At 69.1% G+C, this 14931-nt stretch carries 13 protein-coding genes and 1 pseudogene; 3 read left to right on the forward strand and 11 right to left on the reverse strand.

Translation table 11 applies throughout. The annotated features are described in order from the left end of the window. The first annotated feature begins 630 nt into the window (after positions 1-630). Entirely contained in the window at positions 631-3783 is a 3153-nt protein-coding gene (ileS, locus tag EV138_RS02265; RefSeq protein WP_133981669.1) for an isoleucine--tRNA ligase, read from the forward strand. Here the strand turns inward: ileS and EV138_RS02270 are convergent. Then, on the reverse strand, positions 3780-4259 hold the full coding sequence (locus EV138_RS02270) for a MarR family winged helix-turn-helix transcriptional regulator (protein WP_133976803.1): 480 nt from the start codon (positions 4257-4259) through the stop codon (positions 3780-3782). The genes ileS and EV138_RS02270 overlap by 4 nt on opposite strands. 46 nt (positions 4260-4305) lie before the next feature. Here EV138_RS02270 and EV138_RS02275 point away from each other — a divergent pair, with 46 nt between their 5' ends. Then, positions 4306-4806, forward strand: a complete 501-nt coding sequence (locus tag EV138_RS02275) for a pyridoxamine 5'-phosphate oxidase family protein (protein ID WP_133976804.1) — start codon at positions 4306-4308, stop codon at positions 4804-4806. Positions 4807-4902: 96 nt separating this feature from the next. Here EV138_RS02275 and EV138_RS02280 read toward each other — a convergent pair whose 3' ends face one another. The 6 genes from EV138_RS02280 to EV138_RS02305 form a co-directional block, all read right to left on the reverse strand. Continuing rightward, positions 4903-5673 carry a DivIVA domain-containing protein gene (locus EV138_RS02280; RefSeq protein ID WP_112240489.1) on the reverse strand — a complete coding sequence of 257 codons (771 nt, stop codon included), beginning with the start codon at positions 5671-5673 and terminating at the stop codon, positions 4903-4905. Positions 5674-5848: 175 nt separating this feature from the next. After that, positions 5849-6154 carry a YggT family protein gene (locus EV138_RS02285; protein WP_112240487.1) on the reverse strand — a complete coding sequence of 102 codons (306 nt, stop codon included), beginning with the start codon at positions 6152-6154 and terminating at the stop codon, positions 5849-5851. 37 nt (positions 6155-6191) lie between these two features. Further along, complete coding sequence (locus EV138_RS02290) at positions 6192-6719, reverse strand: cell division protein SepF (RefSeq protein WP_112240485.1); 528 nt, start codon at positions 6717-6719, stop codon at positions 6192-6194. 37 nt (positions 6720-6756) lie between these two features. Then, positions 6757-7467 carry a YggS family pyridoxal phosphate-dependent enzyme gene (locus EV138_RS02295; RefSeq protein ID WP_133976805.1) on the reverse strand — a complete coding sequence of 237 codons (711 nt, stop codon included), beginning with the start codon at positions 7465-7467 and terminating at the stop codon, positions 6757-6759. Beyond that, positions 7464-8195 (reverse strand): purine nucleoside phosphorylase YfiH/LACC1 family protein, encoded by a 732-nt coding sequence (locus EV138_RS02300; protein WP_133976806.1) that lies wholly within the window; start codon positions 8193-8195, stop codon positions 7464-7466. The genes EV138_RS02295 and EV138_RS02300 overlap by 4 nt, the downstream gene beginning before the upstream one ends. A gap of 9 nt (positions 8196-8204) precedes the next feature. Next, positions 8205-9185, reverse strand: coding sequence for a S41 family peptidase (locus EV138_RS02305; RefSeq protein ID WP_133976807.1), 981 nt, complete (start codon positions 9183-9185; stop codon positions 8205-8207). Positions 9186-9242: 57 nt separating this feature from the next. Here EV138_RS02305 and EV138_RS02310 point away from each other — a divergent pair, with 57 nt between their 5' ends. Next, positions 9243-9755, forward strand: coding sequence for an ArsR/SmtB family transcription factor (locus EV138_RS02310; protein WP_133976808.1), 513 nt, complete (start codon positions 9243-9245; stop codon positions 9753-9755). A gap of 647 nt (positions 9756-10402) precedes the next feature. On the opposite strand, the pseudogene ftsZ reads toward EV138_RS02310, so the two are convergent. The 4 genes and pseudogenes from ftsZ to murG form a co-directional block, all read right to left on the reverse strand. Next, a pseudogene (ftsZ, locus tag EV138_RS02315) lies at positions 10403-11398 on the reverse strand (cell division protein FtsZ); the annotation flags it as partial. A gap of 246 nt (positions 11399-11644) precedes the next feature. After that, the gene (locus tag EV138_RS02320; RefSeq protein WP_133976810.1) at positions 11645-12385 is read right to left on the reverse strand and encodes a cell division protein FtsQ/DivIB; all 741 of its coding nucleotides are present in this window, start codon (positions 12383-12385) and stop codon (positions 11645-11647) included. Positions 12386-12404: 19 nt separating this feature from the next. Then, positions 12405-13844: a UDP-N-acetylmuramate--L-alanine ligase gene (gene murC, locus EV138_RS02325; protein WP_133976811.1), complete on the reverse strand. Its 1440-nt coding sequence runs from the start codon at positions 13842-13844 to the stop codon at positions 12405-12407. Continuing rightward, the gene (gene murG, locus EV138_RS02330) at positions 13841-14929 is read right to left on the reverse strand and encodes an undecaprenyldiphospho-muramoylpentapeptide beta-N-acetylglucosaminyltransferase (protein ID WP_133976812.1); all 1089 of its coding nucleotides are present in this window, start codon (positions 14927-14929) and stop codon (positions 13841-13843) included. Before murG ends, murC begins: the two co-directional genes overlap by 4 nt. Between the last annotated feature and the right edge of the window lie 2 nt (positions 14930-14931).

A 14931-nucleotide genomic window follows, 5' to 3' on the forward strand; every position in this document is an offset into this window, starting at 1 on the left:
TGCTTGGCAGGGGTCTTCTTGGCCGGGGCCTTCGCTTCTGAAGCCTTCGTGGCCGGTTCGGTGGATTTCGCGGCGTTCTTCCCGACCGCGGTCTTGCGTTGGGGGGCGGACTTCTTCGGAGCCGATGTAGCCATCTTTCGACTACCCCCTGCCTTCGTCGGAGACTGAAGCGGACTGGTCGCAAGACAGTAGGGCACGCGAACCCCTCGTGCCAGCCCGACGCGCAGACCGTGGACATACGGTAGTCGGTTCTTCAAGCCCGCTCGATGTTCCGCGCGTCACAACCACATCCCTGACACGCGTTCAGGCAAGCAATTGCTTCACCCCAGCCGCCACCGCAACAGAATTGTCATGGACGAACCGCGCCGCGGCCAGTGATTAACGATTCGTAGCGGAGTGGATCGGAGTCGTACACTTCACACGCGCCACCGCAAGGCAGTGATGGGGCCATCACCCCGGAGCCGCCGGAAGAACAGCCCGACCGGGCCTATTAGAACCGGCAGCGGAGCCGAACGAAGTGGGTGACCTCGTGTCACCAAGGAGGGTGGTACCGCGGAGCCCGGCGACAGTGCCGGCGCCTCGTCCCTTCGTCACCGAGACACCAGGTTCGTGAAGACGAAGGACGAAGAGATGGCCGAACACCCCAGCACCGGTTGGCAGCAGGTCCCGGCTCAGGTCGACCTGCCCGCGATCGAGCGTGACGTGCTCGAGCACTGGGACACCCACGACACCTTCGCCAAGAGCCTCGCGCAGACGGCCGACGGGCTGCCCTGGACCTTCTACGAGGGCCCGCCGACGGCGAACGGCATGCCCGGCACCCACCACATCGAGGCGCGCGTCTTCAAGGACGTGTTCCCGCGCTACCGGACGATGAAGGGCTTCTCGGTCGAGCGCAAGGCCGGCTGGGACTGCCACGGTCTGCCGGTCGAGGTCGCGGTCGAGAAGGAACTCGGGTTCAACGGCAAGAAGGACATCGAGGCGTACGGCATCGCCGAGTTCAACGCGAAGTGCCGCGAGTCCGTACTGCGGAACGTCGACGCCTTCAACGAGCTGACCAACCGGATGGGCTACTGGGTCGATCTGGAGCACCCGTACAAGACGATGGACCCCGAGTACGTCCAGTCCGTCTGGTGGTCGCTGAAGCAGATCCACGACAAGGGCCTCCTGGTCGAGGACTACCGCATCACGCCGTACTGCCCGCGTTGTGGCACCGGCCTGTCCGACCACGAGCTCGCCCAGGGCTACGAGACGGTCGTCGACCCGTCGGTCTACGTCCGCTTCCCACTCACGTCGGGACCGCTCGCCGGCAAGGCGTCCCTGCTCGTCTGGACGACGACCCCGTGGACCCTGGTCTCCAACACTGCCGTCGCCGTGCACCCGGACGTCACCTACGTCGTCGCCACCGACGGCAGCGAGTCGCTGGTGGTCGCCGAGCCGTTGCTGTCCGCGCTCGGTGAGGGGTGGACGGTCACCGAGCAGTTCAGCGGCCGCGAGATGGAGCGCTGGACGTACCAGCGTCCGTTCGAGCTGGTCGAGTTCCCCGAGCCGGCCCACTACGTCGCCCTGGCGGAGTACGTCACCACCGAGGACGGCACCGGTCTGGTCCACCAGTCCCCCGCCTTCGGCGCCGACGACCTCCTGGTCGCCAAGGCCTACAACCTTCCGGTGGTGAACCCGGTCGAGTCCGACGGCCGCTTCGGCGCCGACGTACCGCTGGTGGGCGGCCAGTTCTTCAAGAAGGCCGACTCCGACCTGGTCAAGGACCTCCAGGAGCGCGGCGTCCTCTTCAAGCACGTCCCGTACGAGCACCCGTATCCGCACTGCTGGCGCTGCCACACCCCGGTCATGTACTACGCCCTGCCGTCCTGGTACATCCGTACGACGCAGGTCAAGGACGCCCTCCTCCGCGAGAACGAGAAGACCAACTGGTTCCCCGACTCGGTGAAGTGGGGCCGGTACGGCGACTGGCTGCGCAACAACATCGACTGGGCCGTCTCCCGCTCCCGCTACTGGGGTACGCCGCTGCCCATCTGGCGCTGCGCCGAGGATCACCAGGTCTGTGTCGGCTCGCTGGCCGAGCTCGGCGAGCTCGCCGGCCGCGATCTGTCCGCGACCGATCCGCACCGGCCGTTCGTCGACGACATCACCTTCGCCTGCCCGACCTGTGGCGAGGAGTCGCGCCGGGTCGCCGAGGTGATCGACGCGTGGTACGACTCGGGCTCGATGCCGTTCGCGCAGTGGGGTTACCCCTGGGCCGAGGGCTCGAAGGAGAAGTTCGACCAGGCCTACCCGGCCGACTTCATCTCCGAGGCGATCGACCAGACCCGCGGCTGGTTCTACACGCTGATGGCGATCGGCACGCTGGTGTTCGACCAGTCGTCGTACAAGGACGTCGTCTGCCTGGGCCACATCATGGCCGAGGACGGCCGGAAGATGTCCAAGCACCTGGGCAACATCCTCGAGCCGATCCCGCTGATGAACAACCACAGCGCGGACGCGGTCCGCTGGTTCATGGCCTGCTCGGGCTCGCCGTGGAAGGCCCGCGGCATCGGCCCGAACGTGCTGAACGAGATCGTCCGCAAGGTGCTGCTGACGTACTGGAACACGGTCGCCTTCCACGCGCTCTACGCCCGGCTGGCCGACTGGTCGCCGACGGCCGACGCGCCGCCGGTCGCCGAGCGCTCGGTGCTGGACCGCTGGCTGGTCAGCGAGACGCACCGGCTGGTCCGGGAGACCGACGTCGCCTACGCGACGTACGACACGCAGAAGCTCGGCGTCCAGATCAGCCAGTTCATCGACGTGCTCTCCAACTGGTACGTACGGCGTTCGCGCCGCCGGTTCTGGGCGGGCGACGCCGGCGCGCTGGCCACGCTGCACGAGACGCTCGAGGTGCTCACCCGGCTGATGGCACCGCTCACCCCGTTCGTCACCGAGCGGGTCTGGCAGGACGTGTTCCGCCCGGTCACGCCCGGCCTGCCCGAGTCGGTGCACCTGAGCGCCTTCCCGCAGTACGACGAAGCGCTGATCGACGACGCGCTCGCGACCCACGTGTCGATGGCCCGCCGGGTCGTCGAGCTGGGCCGGTCGGCCCGGGCCGAGGCGAAGGTCCGGACCCGGCAGCCGCTCAGCCGCGCGCTGGTCGGCTCGGCCGCGATCGCGGACCTGGACGACGAGTTGCTCGCCGAGATCGCCGAAGAGCTGAATGTCGGCGCCGTCGAGCCGCTGTCGTCCGCGGGCGCGGACCTGGTCGAGTACTCCGCGAAGGGCAACTTCCGCGAGCTCGGCAAGCGGTTCGCCAAGCAGACCCCGGTGGTCGCGGGCGCCATCGCAGCGGCCGACGCCGCCGCCCTGGCCGCCTCGATCAAGGCCTCCGGTACTGCGACGGTGGTGGTCGACGGCGAGAACGTCGAGGTCGCCGCGGCCGAGGTACTGCTGTCGGAGCGTCCGCGCGAGGGCTGGTCGGTGGTGAACGAGCAGGGTGAGACCGTCGCGCTCGACCTGGAGGTGACGCCGGAACTCAAGCAGGCCGGTCTCGCCCGCGAGGTGGTCCGGATGCTGCAGGAGGCCCGGAAGAACGCCGGCCTGGAGGTCTCGGACCGGATCAGCGTCTGGCTCGCCGCGACCGATGCCGAACTGGCCGATGCCCTGGGCAAGCATGCCGACCTGATCGCCCGCGAGGTGCTCGCCACCGAGCTGACCCAGTCGGCGCCTTCGGCAACCACCGACCTGGCCACCGGCACCGACGAGGACCTCGGCCTCACCTACTGGCTGGCCAAGGTCTAACGGGGCGGGGAGACCCGGCGTTCACGAAGTGTGGGAGTGACACCCAGATGGTGGAGGGTGTCGACCAGCAGGGTCCGAGCGGCCTCGATGCGGTCGGCACCCAACGCCTCCCGTAGCTCGGCGTCCACCTCACCTCGCAGCCGCCGGGCCGCCGCGATCACCGCCTCACCCCGAGCAGTCAGTACTACGAGCCGCGCTCGGGCGTCGGCAGGATCGGCTGCGCGACTCAGGTAGCCACGCTTCTCCAGGTCGGCCACCGACTTCGAGGCTGCTTGCTGGGTCACGCCCAGTCGCTCCGCCAGCGCACCGATCGTCAGCGGTCCGCCGATCAGGTGCTGGAAGACCACTCCGTCGGCGAACCGGGCGTCCGCGAAACCGTCCGCCGCCAGCCTGCGCTGCAGTTCATCGGCGAGCGCCCAGCCGGCGAACAACGAGGCGAGCGAGAGATCCGCCTGCGCGGGATCGAAGTCCGTCACGCCGAAGACTATACAACCAGGGTTGTGCATCAGCTAACCTACAACCATGGTTGTGCAAGAGGAGTTCAGGGACAGAGCCCATGAGATCGTCTGGTGCACGGTCGCGACGGTCGGAGCCGATCACCGGCCGAGAAGTCGCATCCTGCACCCGATCTGGGAACTGACCGACAGCGAACCGTTCCCTCGCGATGCGACCGGCACCGGTGCCGCGGCTGGGCTGGTCGGCTGGATCGTGACGCGGGCGTCGCCGGTGAAGGCGCGGCATCTCGCGTACAGCCCGTATGTGAGCTGCAGTTACTGGGAGCCCGGGCATCAAGTCGCGGTGGCGGACTGCCACGCGGCGTGGATCGAGGACGTGGCGACCCGGCAGCGCGCCTGGGAGTTGTTCCGGGATGCCCCGGCGCCGCTCGGGTACGACTTCTGGAGTGTGTTCCCCACGGGTCCGGCCGGGGAAACGCCCTCGCTGCTGCGGCTCACGCCGTACCGGCTGCGGATGTTCGATGTCGACACCCTGACCGGCAAGAAGGAGCCGGCTGCCTGGCCCTGACAGCGTGTCACCGGGACGGGACCGTGTGTCAAAAGTGTCCAGACATGACGAAGAGGCGGTGCTGCCGGATTAGCACCGCCTCTGTGTCAGGTGTTTTTAGACGCCGTGGCCGTGAGCCTGGGCGCGGGCCTCCGGGCGGAAGCCGTTGCGCGGGCTCAGCGTGTCATCGCCGTTGCCGAGTGCCTTCAGCTGCTCGGTGAAGTACGTCTTCAGCCGGCTGCGGTACTCGCGCTCGTAAGCGTGCAGGTCGTCGATGGTGCGCTCGAGCTGACCCTTCTGCTTCTCCAGCGTGCCCAGCATCTGGGCGCGGCGCTCGGCGATCTCGCCGTCCAGCTTCTCGGCGCGGGCACGGGCCTCGCCGGTCATCCGGTCGGCCTTGCCACGAGCCTCGTTCTCCAGTCGCTCGGCCTTGGCGCGGGCCTCGCCGATGATCTTGTCGGCGGTGTCCTTCGCCTCCTGGACCAGGTCGTCGGAGTGCTTGGTGGCCATCTCCAGCAGCCGCACGGCGGAGCTGGAGGCGTCGCCGACGGTTCCAGCTGCAGCAGCAGCCCCCGCGGCGGCTACCGGAGCAGCTACGACCGGCGGTGGCTTCTCCTCCGGCTTCTCCACAACGACGGGAGCAGGCTTGGGCTGCTGGACCACGGGCGGCAGCGCGGCGGTCTGGTCGACCACCGGGCGCTCCTGCCCCGATCCGGCCCGCTGAGCGGCGGCCAGCTTGGCCCGCAGCTCCTCGTTCTCGGCGAGAAGTCGCTCGAGCTCGGCCTCCACCTCGTCGAGGAAGGAGTCGACCTCTGTGACGTCGTAGCCCTCCCGCAATCGGACGGGCGTGAACTGCTTCGAGCGGACGTCATCCGGCGTCAGCGGCATCTTTCACCTCGTTTGTCTGTGTCTTGGCGGAGTCCCCGTGGTCTGCACCTCGGCGACTCAGTAGATCACGTTATCGCTTCGTTGTGTTCCGGCGGAATCCGGGCGGTCGATAACGCTCCCCGACGCACCTGTGTCGGGGCCTTCATACCCACTCCCATCCTGCTCACTCTTCGGTTCACAGCGAGTTGATCGCGGTCGAATTGATCGACATCGCCACCGAGACGAGCACGAACAGCATCAGCATCGACAGGTCGATCCGGATGCCGCCCGCGCCGATCGGGGGCAGGATCCGCCGCAACGGGCGCAGGAACGGATCGGTGACGGAGTAGATCAGTTCGAACAGCAGCAGCAACGGCCCTTTCGGGTGCCACTGTGGCGCGAACATGACGATCAGACTGAGGACGAAGCGCGCCACCAGCATCAAGAAGAAGGCGAGCAACACCCAGCTGAGAACACTGAGGACGAACCCGAGAGCAACCATGTCAGGAAGAGTGTAGAAGACCGGGGCCAACCGGCCGTCAGCTCTGGTTGTAGAACCCGTCCGCGGCGATCTTTTCCTTCTCCTCCGCGGCCACCGTCACGTTCGGCGGGCAGACCAGGAACACCTTGGTGGTGATCCGCTCGATCGAGCCCCGGCAGCAGAAGATCAGGCCGGCCGCGAAGTCCACCAGCCGCTTGGCGTCGGCGTGGTCCATCTCGGTCAGGTTCATGATGACGGGCGTGCCGTCGCGGAAGTGCTCACCGATCACGCGCGCCTCGTTGTAGCTGCGCGGGTGCACGGTGGTGATGCGGGCCAACTCGGTAACCTCCGGGGAAGATGCGACTCCACGCCGATCTGGGAACTTGCTGACCGTGCCGACCTGCTCGTCACGAGCGGACTCGCGGACCGCCGGGACCGGCTCGGTCTCGTGGGACTCCCCGTCGACGGCCTCGTCCTCGTACTCGTCGTAGCCGTCGTCGTACTCGTCGTCGTAGCGGGCGTTGTAGCGCTCGCCGTCCTCGACCAAGCCGAGGTACACACCCATCTTGCGCAACGCGCCGCTCATGGCCCTCCAGCCCTTCTGTCGAGTATCGATGTCGACACTAGCCCAGAGGAGTACGCGTTCCGAGTAATGCGCGCCCGAGCCGAACGTGTGTCGCTCCGTGCCTGATCGCGGCTTCCAGATCGCCGGTCATCCCGGCCGAGATCCAGTCGGCGCCCGGATGTTCGGAGCGTAATCGGGAGGCTACATCCGCCAGCCCCGCGAACGCCTCGTCGGGGTCCGCCCCCAGCGGGGCAACCGCCATCACCCCACCGAGCTCGAGCCAGTCGGCCGCCGCGACCTCCGCGGCGAGTGCCGGTACGTCGGCCGGCTCGACTCCGCCGCGATTCACACCCGTGGCCGCATCGGCCGGTCCGTACGCCGCCAGGCTCACCTGCAGCAGGCATCGCAGTACGCGGCCTTCGTCCACGGCCGCCTTGGACAACGCGGTGACCAGTGAAAGCCGGTCGACCGAGTGGACCACCTGGGCGTGCCGGGCGACCGAGCGCGCCTTGTTCGACTGGAGCTGGCCGACGAAGTGCCAGACCAGGTCGGGGCATTCCGGAGCCTTCACCTTCAGCTCCTGCTCGCGGTTCTCCCCCACCTCGGTGACGCCCAGGTCCGCGAGAGCCCGCACATCGCTGACTGGGAAGGTTTTGGTGATCGCCACAAGGGTCACCGACCCCTCGGGCCTCCCGGCCGCCTGACAGGCCGCCTGGATCCGTTCACGGACGTTTCGGAGATTCTCCCGGAGTTCGTCCTCGCGGCTCACGGCTGCAACCTGACCAGTCCGGCCATCCGGCCGCTGACCGCGCCTTCGCGCCGGTACGAGTACAGGTCGGCCGACTCGATCGTGCAGCTCGTCGCGTCGATCACCTCACAGTCGAGGTCGGCCAACTGCGCGACAACGCCGGCGGCCACGTCGATCGACGGTGTCCCCCAGCTCGTCTCGGCGTACGACGCAGGCACTCGCTCGGCGACCTCGGCGCGCATCTCCGCCGGCACCTCGTAGCACTTGCCGCACGCATACGGCCCCAGTACTGCGGTGATCCGGCCTGCGCCGAGTTCTCGCATGGCCGCCACGGTGGCCGGTACGACGCCGGCGTACATCCCGCGGCGTCCGCAATGAGCGGCACCGACGACGCGGTGGCCCTGATCGGCCAGCAGCACCGGCAAGCAGTCCGCGGCCCGGACGCACAGGGCCACATCGGTCCGAGTGGTCACGAGTGCATCCGCTTGCGGCATCGGCCGGACCGGCACCTCGTCATCCGGCCCGACCACGTGAACGTCCCGCCCGTGCACCTGACTGACTCGCACGACGCCGTCCGGACCGACCCCGAACTCGGCCGCGATCCGCCGGTAGTTCTCCGCGATCGGCTCCTCGCCCTCGCCGGACGGGCTGCCGAGGTTCAGCTCGCCGTACGGCGGCCGGCTGGCCCCTCCGAACCGATCGGTGAAGGCGAATCGGACACCATCGAAGACCTCGTCGTAGCCGAACACCCCTGAAGGCTATCCAGCAATCACCAGCGAACCGAGTTCCGCGCGCGCCTCGTCGGTCACACTCCGGCGCTCCAGTCCGGCCGGCAGCGCCGCGACGTGCTCCAGTGCCCGCCGATAAGCCTCCGCGAAGGCGTCGGCCGCCGGGACCTCGACGTCGGGCAGCACCCCCACGCCTTCCCAGTTGGTGTGCGACACCGGATTCTCCGCGCGCTTCACCGGCACCGTCGCCTCCAGGTGCGGATGGACCTTGAAACCGTCCCGCGGGTGAGCTCCTCCCCCGGTGCGCTCACCGATCACGGTCGCCCGGCCGAGCTGTTGCAGGTCGTAGGCCAGCTCCTCCGCGCCGGAGAACGAGGCCGAACTGGTCAGCACCCAGATCGGCTTGCTGCCGCCGAACCGCGGACCGGGCAGGTACGGCGTCGTCCAGAACTGCCGCCGGGTGTCGTCGGCCGGACTGACCAGATCGTTCAGGTGCACCGGCTCGCCGTCGAACAGGTGGCTGCACAGGAAGGCCACCATGTCCGGCGATCCGCCGAGGCACCGGCGCAGATCGATCAGCAGCGCATCAGTTGCCGAGAGCAACGACATGGCCGCGCTCACCTGGGCGCCGGCGTGAGTTGGATCGAACAGCAGCGGCCGGATCTCCAGCAGGCCGACGTTGCCCGGCAGCCGCTCCACCCGGGCCATTCCCCCGCCGGCCAACTCGGCCCGGGCCGCCCAGGCAGCCTCCTCCGCGACCGGGTCGGTCTCGTCGACCACCTCGTCCAGGTGGTACTTGAGCCGCAGGTGTTTGTCACCGTTGCCCACCTGCAGGTCGGCCGTCACCCGGGCGGCCAGCGACGCGGGGTCGGACAACTCGTCGTACCGGCCGTCGGCGGTGGCGGCCCGCAGTCGCTCGGCGATCTCCGCCCCGGTGCCGGGAAACACGTAGTACTTCGCGACCAGCACCGCGAGGCGCTCGGTCACCTGCCTGATTTCGTCTGCACGCATGCCGCAGAGTGAATCACCGATCTTGACAAAGCGTCAAGAACTCTTGACGCTTGATCCATGACCGATCAGGGTTCGGAACCTGCCGACCGGCTGGAGATCTCGTCGGCCGAGCAGTTCAAGGCGCTCGGGCACCCGCTGCGGCATCGGCTGCTGTTCGCGCTCGGTCAGGAGGCGGCGACGATCAGCCAGCTGGCGACCGCGCTGGACACCCGCAAGGGCAACATCGCCCACCACCTCGGCGTACTGCGGGACGCGGGCATGGTGCAGCTGGCGGGGACACGGCAGGTCCGGGGCGGCACCGAGCAGTACTACCGGCGCAGCGCCAAAATCTTCGACTTCACCGGCGAAGGCCGGCGGGCGAACACCGGCGTCGCGTTGCAGGCCGTGGCTGCCGAGCTGGAGGGTGCGACCGGCGAGCCGCTGCTGAACCTCCGCAACATCCGGCTCACCGAACGCCAGGCGAGCGAACTGATGGAGAAGCTCGACGGCCTGGTCGACTCCCTCGAGGACGCGGGCCCCGGCGAGGCGCGGTACGGCGTACTGGTCACCGTCTACCGGCCGCGGCAATGAGAAGGAGCCAATGAGAAACGGGAGCCCGAAGGCTCCCGTTCCCTGGTGATCTACTTCAAGAAGTCCGGGATGTCTAGATCGTCCTCGTCGTTGTCCGGCTTGCGGGGCTGCCGCTGCGGCGGCTGGTGCGTGGCCGGCGAGGTGCTCGGGCCGGTGGTCGGCCAGGAGTGCTGCGTCGGCGCCGGGGTCGCGGGTGCGGGCGGCTGGTTGGTGGACGGCTGGTGCGCCGTACGCACCGGCTCGCCTGCCTGCGGACGGGCGGAGTGGGTCGTGCCGGACCCCGGCCGCCCCTGGTCGGTGTTCGGCACCGGCACGGTGTCGTCCGTCGGCGTCCCGGCCGGGATCTGCGTCGCACCCGACTGCCCGCGCTGCAGACCACCCTGCTGCGCGCCCTGACCACCATCCGCCTGGCCGGCACCGGGCTGACCGACGCCCGACTGACCAACACCTGGCTGGCCGGCGCCCGGCTGGCCCGCCGGGGTGGACATCGGCGCGCTATACGGCGCTTGGCTCTGCTGGCCGGTCTGCTGCGGGGCACTCTGCGCCGGCTGCTGCTGCGCCTGCTGCTGGGCAGCCTGGGCCGCGGCCTGCTCGGCACTGGACCGGGGCACGCCCTGGGTGGCGACGTCGCCGCCCGCGGCGGGCAGCCGGTTCTGCGGCCGGGCCTGGTTCATCGCCTGCTCGCGGCGCTTCGGCATCCCGCCGTCGAAGCCGGCCGCGATCACGGTGACCCGCACCTCGTCGCCGAGCGCGTCGTCGATGACCGCGCCGAAGATGATGTTCGCGTCGGTGTGCGCGGACTCCGAGACCAGCTGGGCCGCCTCGTTGATCTCGAACAGGCCGAGGTCCGAGCCGCCCGCGATCGACAGCAGTACGCCGTGCGCGCCCTCGATGCTTGCCTCCAGCAACGGAGACGAGATGGCCGCCTCGGCCGCCGCGACCGCGCGGTCCTCGCCGCGGGACGAGCCGATGCCCATCAGCGCCGACCCGGCGTTGGACATCACCGCCTTCACGTCGGCGAAGTCCACGTTGATCAGGCCGGGGGTGGTGATCAGGTCGGTGATGCCGGAGACACCCTGCAGCAGCACCTGGTCGGCCTGCTTGAAGGCGTCCAGCACCGACACGGCGCGGTCGGAGATGGTCAGGAGGCGGTCATTCGGAATCACTATCAGGGTGTCGACCTCTTCACGGAGGGTGGCGATGCCGTCCTCCGCCTGGGTCGCGCGCCGCTTGCCCTCGAAGGAGAACGGCCGGGTCACCACACCGATGGTCAGTGCGCCGAGCGACCGGGCGATCCGGGCCACCACCGGCGCGCCGCCGGTGCCGGTACCGCCGCCCTCGCCCGCGGTGACGAAGACCATGTCGGCGCCCTTCAGCGCCTCCTCGATCTCCTCCGCGTGGTCCTCGGCGGCCTTCTGCCCGATCGCCGGGTTCGCCCCGGCGCCCAGACCGCGGGTCTCCTCGCGGCCGATGTCGAGCTTGACGTCCGCGTCACTCATCAACAGCGCCTGCGCGTCGGTGTTGATGGCGATGAACTCAACGCCCTTCAGACCGTGCTCGATCATCCGGTTCACGGCATTGACGCCGCCTCCGCCGATGCCGACGACCTTGATGAGTGCCAGGTAGTTCTGCGGTGCCGCCACGTCCGCGCCTCTCGCCTCGTTCTGTTCCCGTTATGGCCGGTTGGCCGTCCGAGCTGCGCCTGCTCCCCGGACACACCCTGTGCACCGGTCTCCACCGGTCCCCGAGCTCGGGAACCCCAGTGGATCGAGGGTTTTAACCCTCAAGTAGATGGTTAGAGTTATGTCAACTTTAGATTACGCCAGACGCTACGGAGCCTATCCGGCAAAGTCCACGCGCCTCGCCGCCGCGTACCAGGATGTGACGCGTCACTTCTTTTCGCCTTTGGTGACAGGAAGATCGGGCGCCGACACGTCGTAGGTCCTCGCCTGCCGCTTCATCAGCACGCTCAGTACTTCGGCCTTGCGCGCGGAGTCATCGGAACTGCCCCAGACCACCTTCACCCCGGACCCGAGGTTGAGCGTGATCGAGTCCGGCGAGGCCGCCGAGATCGACGCCACCTGCGCCCGCAACGCGACCGGCAGCGCGGCCGAAACCGTCACCACCGAACGGATCGTGACGTCGCGGCGGGCACCGACCACCAGCGCTTCCGGCAGTCCGTCCGGCCGGGTCGGCACGCTCTTGAAGGACACCCCGGTCGCGTCGACCAGCTCGAACTTCTTCCCGTCCGTCACGACCACCACCGGCACCCGCTCGGTGACCACGATCTCCACCCGGTGGGGCCAAGCCCTGGTCACCTGCGCGTCGGCGACCGCCGGGACGGTACGGACCCGATCCGCGATCGCGGTCAGGTCGACCTTCGCCAGCGGCGTACCGATCGGCGCGCCGGCCGCCTCGACGATCGTTGCCTCCGGCACCGTATCGATCCCGGTCACCCGGACGCCGGTGACGGCCAGCAGCGACGAGAAGTAGAAGATCCAGACCGTCACCCCGGCCAGCAGGACGACCAGGCCGCCGACGGCCCAGGGCAGCCAGCCCTTCCACCGCACCAACCGCTGCCGGCGAGCGAAGCGCTGTTGTGCCCGGGCAAGGTCAGTGCTTTGACTCATCGGACCGACACCACCGCGATCACTCGATCGTCGCGGCGTTCAGCGCCGCCCGCTCGGCCAGCAGCCCGACCACTTCGGGCCCGATCAGCGTCACGTCGCCGGCGCCGAGCGTGACCACCAGGTCACCCGGTACGGCGAGGTCGGCGACCACCCGCGGTACGGCCGACCAGGACGGCTCGAACCGGACCTGGTCGGGCTTCAGCGGCACGTGGTTCGCGATCAGCGCGCCGGTGACGCCGGGCTCGGGATCCTCGCGGGCCGCGAAGATGTCCATCACGACGACCTCGTCGGCCAGCGCCAGCGCCTCGGAGAACTCGGTCGCGAAGATCCTGGTCCGGCTGAACAGGTGCGGCTGGAAGCACGCGATCACGCGACCCTCCCCCGCCACCTGCCGGGCGGCGATCAGGTCCACCGTCAGCTCGGTCGGGTGGTGCGCGTAGGAGTCGAAGACCCGGACGCCGTCCTCCTGGCCCTTGAACTCGAACCGGCGGCCGGTCCCGGTGAAGGACGCGAGCCCTTCGGCCAGGTCCGCGGCCGAGAAGCCGAGTCCCAGGCCGACCGTCAGCGCCGCCGTCGCGTTCAGCGCGTTGTGCTTGCCGGCCTGCTGCAGGTGCACCACGGGCAACTTGCGGCCGCGGAACACCGGCACGAACGACTGGGTCGCGCCGTCCGCGGTGAGCTCGGTGACCCGGGTGTCCGCGTCCTCCGATTCGCCGTACGTCCGTACGTCGATGCCGCGGGCGCGGGCGAACTCGGCCAGCGTCCGGGCGCCCTGGTCGTCCACGCAGATCACCATGAAACCGCCGGGCAGCACCCGGTCGCAGAACTGCTCGAACGCCAGCCGGTAGCTGGCCTCGTCGCCGTAGTTGTCCAGGTGGTCCGGCTCGACCGAGGTGACGATGGACACCTCGGGGCTGTAGGTCAGGAACGACTTGTCGGACTCGTCGGCCTCGGCGACGAACAGCTGACCGTTACCGTCGTGCGCGTTCGAACCGGACTCGTTCAGGTTGCCGCCGATCGCGTACGACGGGTCGACGCCGCAGTGCTGCAGTGCGACCGTGAGCATCGACGTCGTGGTGGTCTTGCCATGGGTTCCGGCCACGGCGATCGTGCGCCGGCCGACCATCACCGCGGCGAGCGCCGCCGCTCGCGGCAGGATCGGGATCCCGGCGGCCTGGGCCGCGACGACCTCGGGGTTGGTCTCGCGGATCGCGGTGGAGACCACGACGGTGTCCGCGTCGGCGACGTGCTCGGCGGCGTGGCCGACCCAGCAGGTCGCTCCGAGCGCGCGCAGTGCGGCCAGCACCCGGCCGTCCTTGGCGTCCGAGCCGGACACCTCGATGCCCCGGGAGGCCATGATGCGGGCGATACCGGACATCCCGGCGCCGCCGATACCCACGAAGTGCACCCGGCCCAGCTTCTCGGCGGGGAAGATCGTGTCAGGAGCGGTAACGATCACGAAGCAGACCCCACCACATCGAGGATGATCTTCGCCAACCGGTCGTCGGCGTCGAGACGGATCAGGCCCTGGGCAGCAGCGGACATGCTCTGTAGACGCGCCTTGTCGTGGACAAGTTGCGGAACGGTCGCGCGAACCCAGTCCGGCGTCACCTCCGCGTTGTCGACCAGCAGCGCGCCACCGGCGTCCACGACCGCCTTGGCGTTCACCCGCTGCTCACCGTTGCCGATCGGCAGCGGAACGTAGATGGCGGGCAGCCCGACACCCGAGACCTCGGTGACCGTGTTCGCACCCGCGCGGCAGACGACCAGGTCGGCCGCGGCGTAGGCGAGCTCCATCCGGTCGATGTAGTTGAGCACGCGGTACGGGTACGGGCCGGTCTGCGAGATCTCCAGGGTGTTCTTCGACCCGATCGCATGCAGCACCTGTACCCCGGCCGCCTGCAGATCTACCGCGGCGCCGCCGAAGCCTTCGTTGAGCCGCTGTGCACCCGTCGAACCACCGGTGACGAACACGGTCGGCGCGTCCGGGTCCAGCCCGAAGAACTCGCGTGCCTCGGCCCGCAGCGCGGCCCGGTCCATCGTCGAGATCGCCCGGCGGATCGGCAGCCCGACGTAGTTGGCGTGCGGCAGGTCCGTGCCGGGGAACGAGGTCGCCACGGTCTCGGTGCAGTAGCGAGCCGCGAACTTGTTCGCGATCCCCGGCATCGCGTTGCCTTCGTGCACCACGATCGGCGTCTTGCGGCGCCAGGCCGCGACGTACGCCGGCGTCGACACGTAGCCGCCGAAGCCGACCAGTACGTCGGCCTTGGCCTCGTCGAGGATCTTGCGGGCGGCGCTGACCGAGCTGAGCATCTTGCCCGGTACGGCGAACAGCGCGGGCGTCGGCTTGCGCGGCAACGGGACCGGCGGGATGAGCTCGAGCCGGTAGCCGGCTTCGGGGATGACCCGGACCTCGATCCCCCGCTCGGTTCCGAGGGCGAGGATCTCGACGGTCGGGTCGATCCGGCGCAGGGCGTCGGCGGTAGCGATCAGGGGGGAAGTATGGCCGGCGGTACCACCACCGGCCAGGACGATGCTCGGCACAG

The sequence above is a fragment of the Kribbella voronezhensis genome (genome assembly GCF_004365175.1).
Lineage (GTDB): Bacteria > Actinomycetota > Actinomycetes > Propionibacteriales > Kribbellaceae > Kribbella > Kribbella voronezhensis.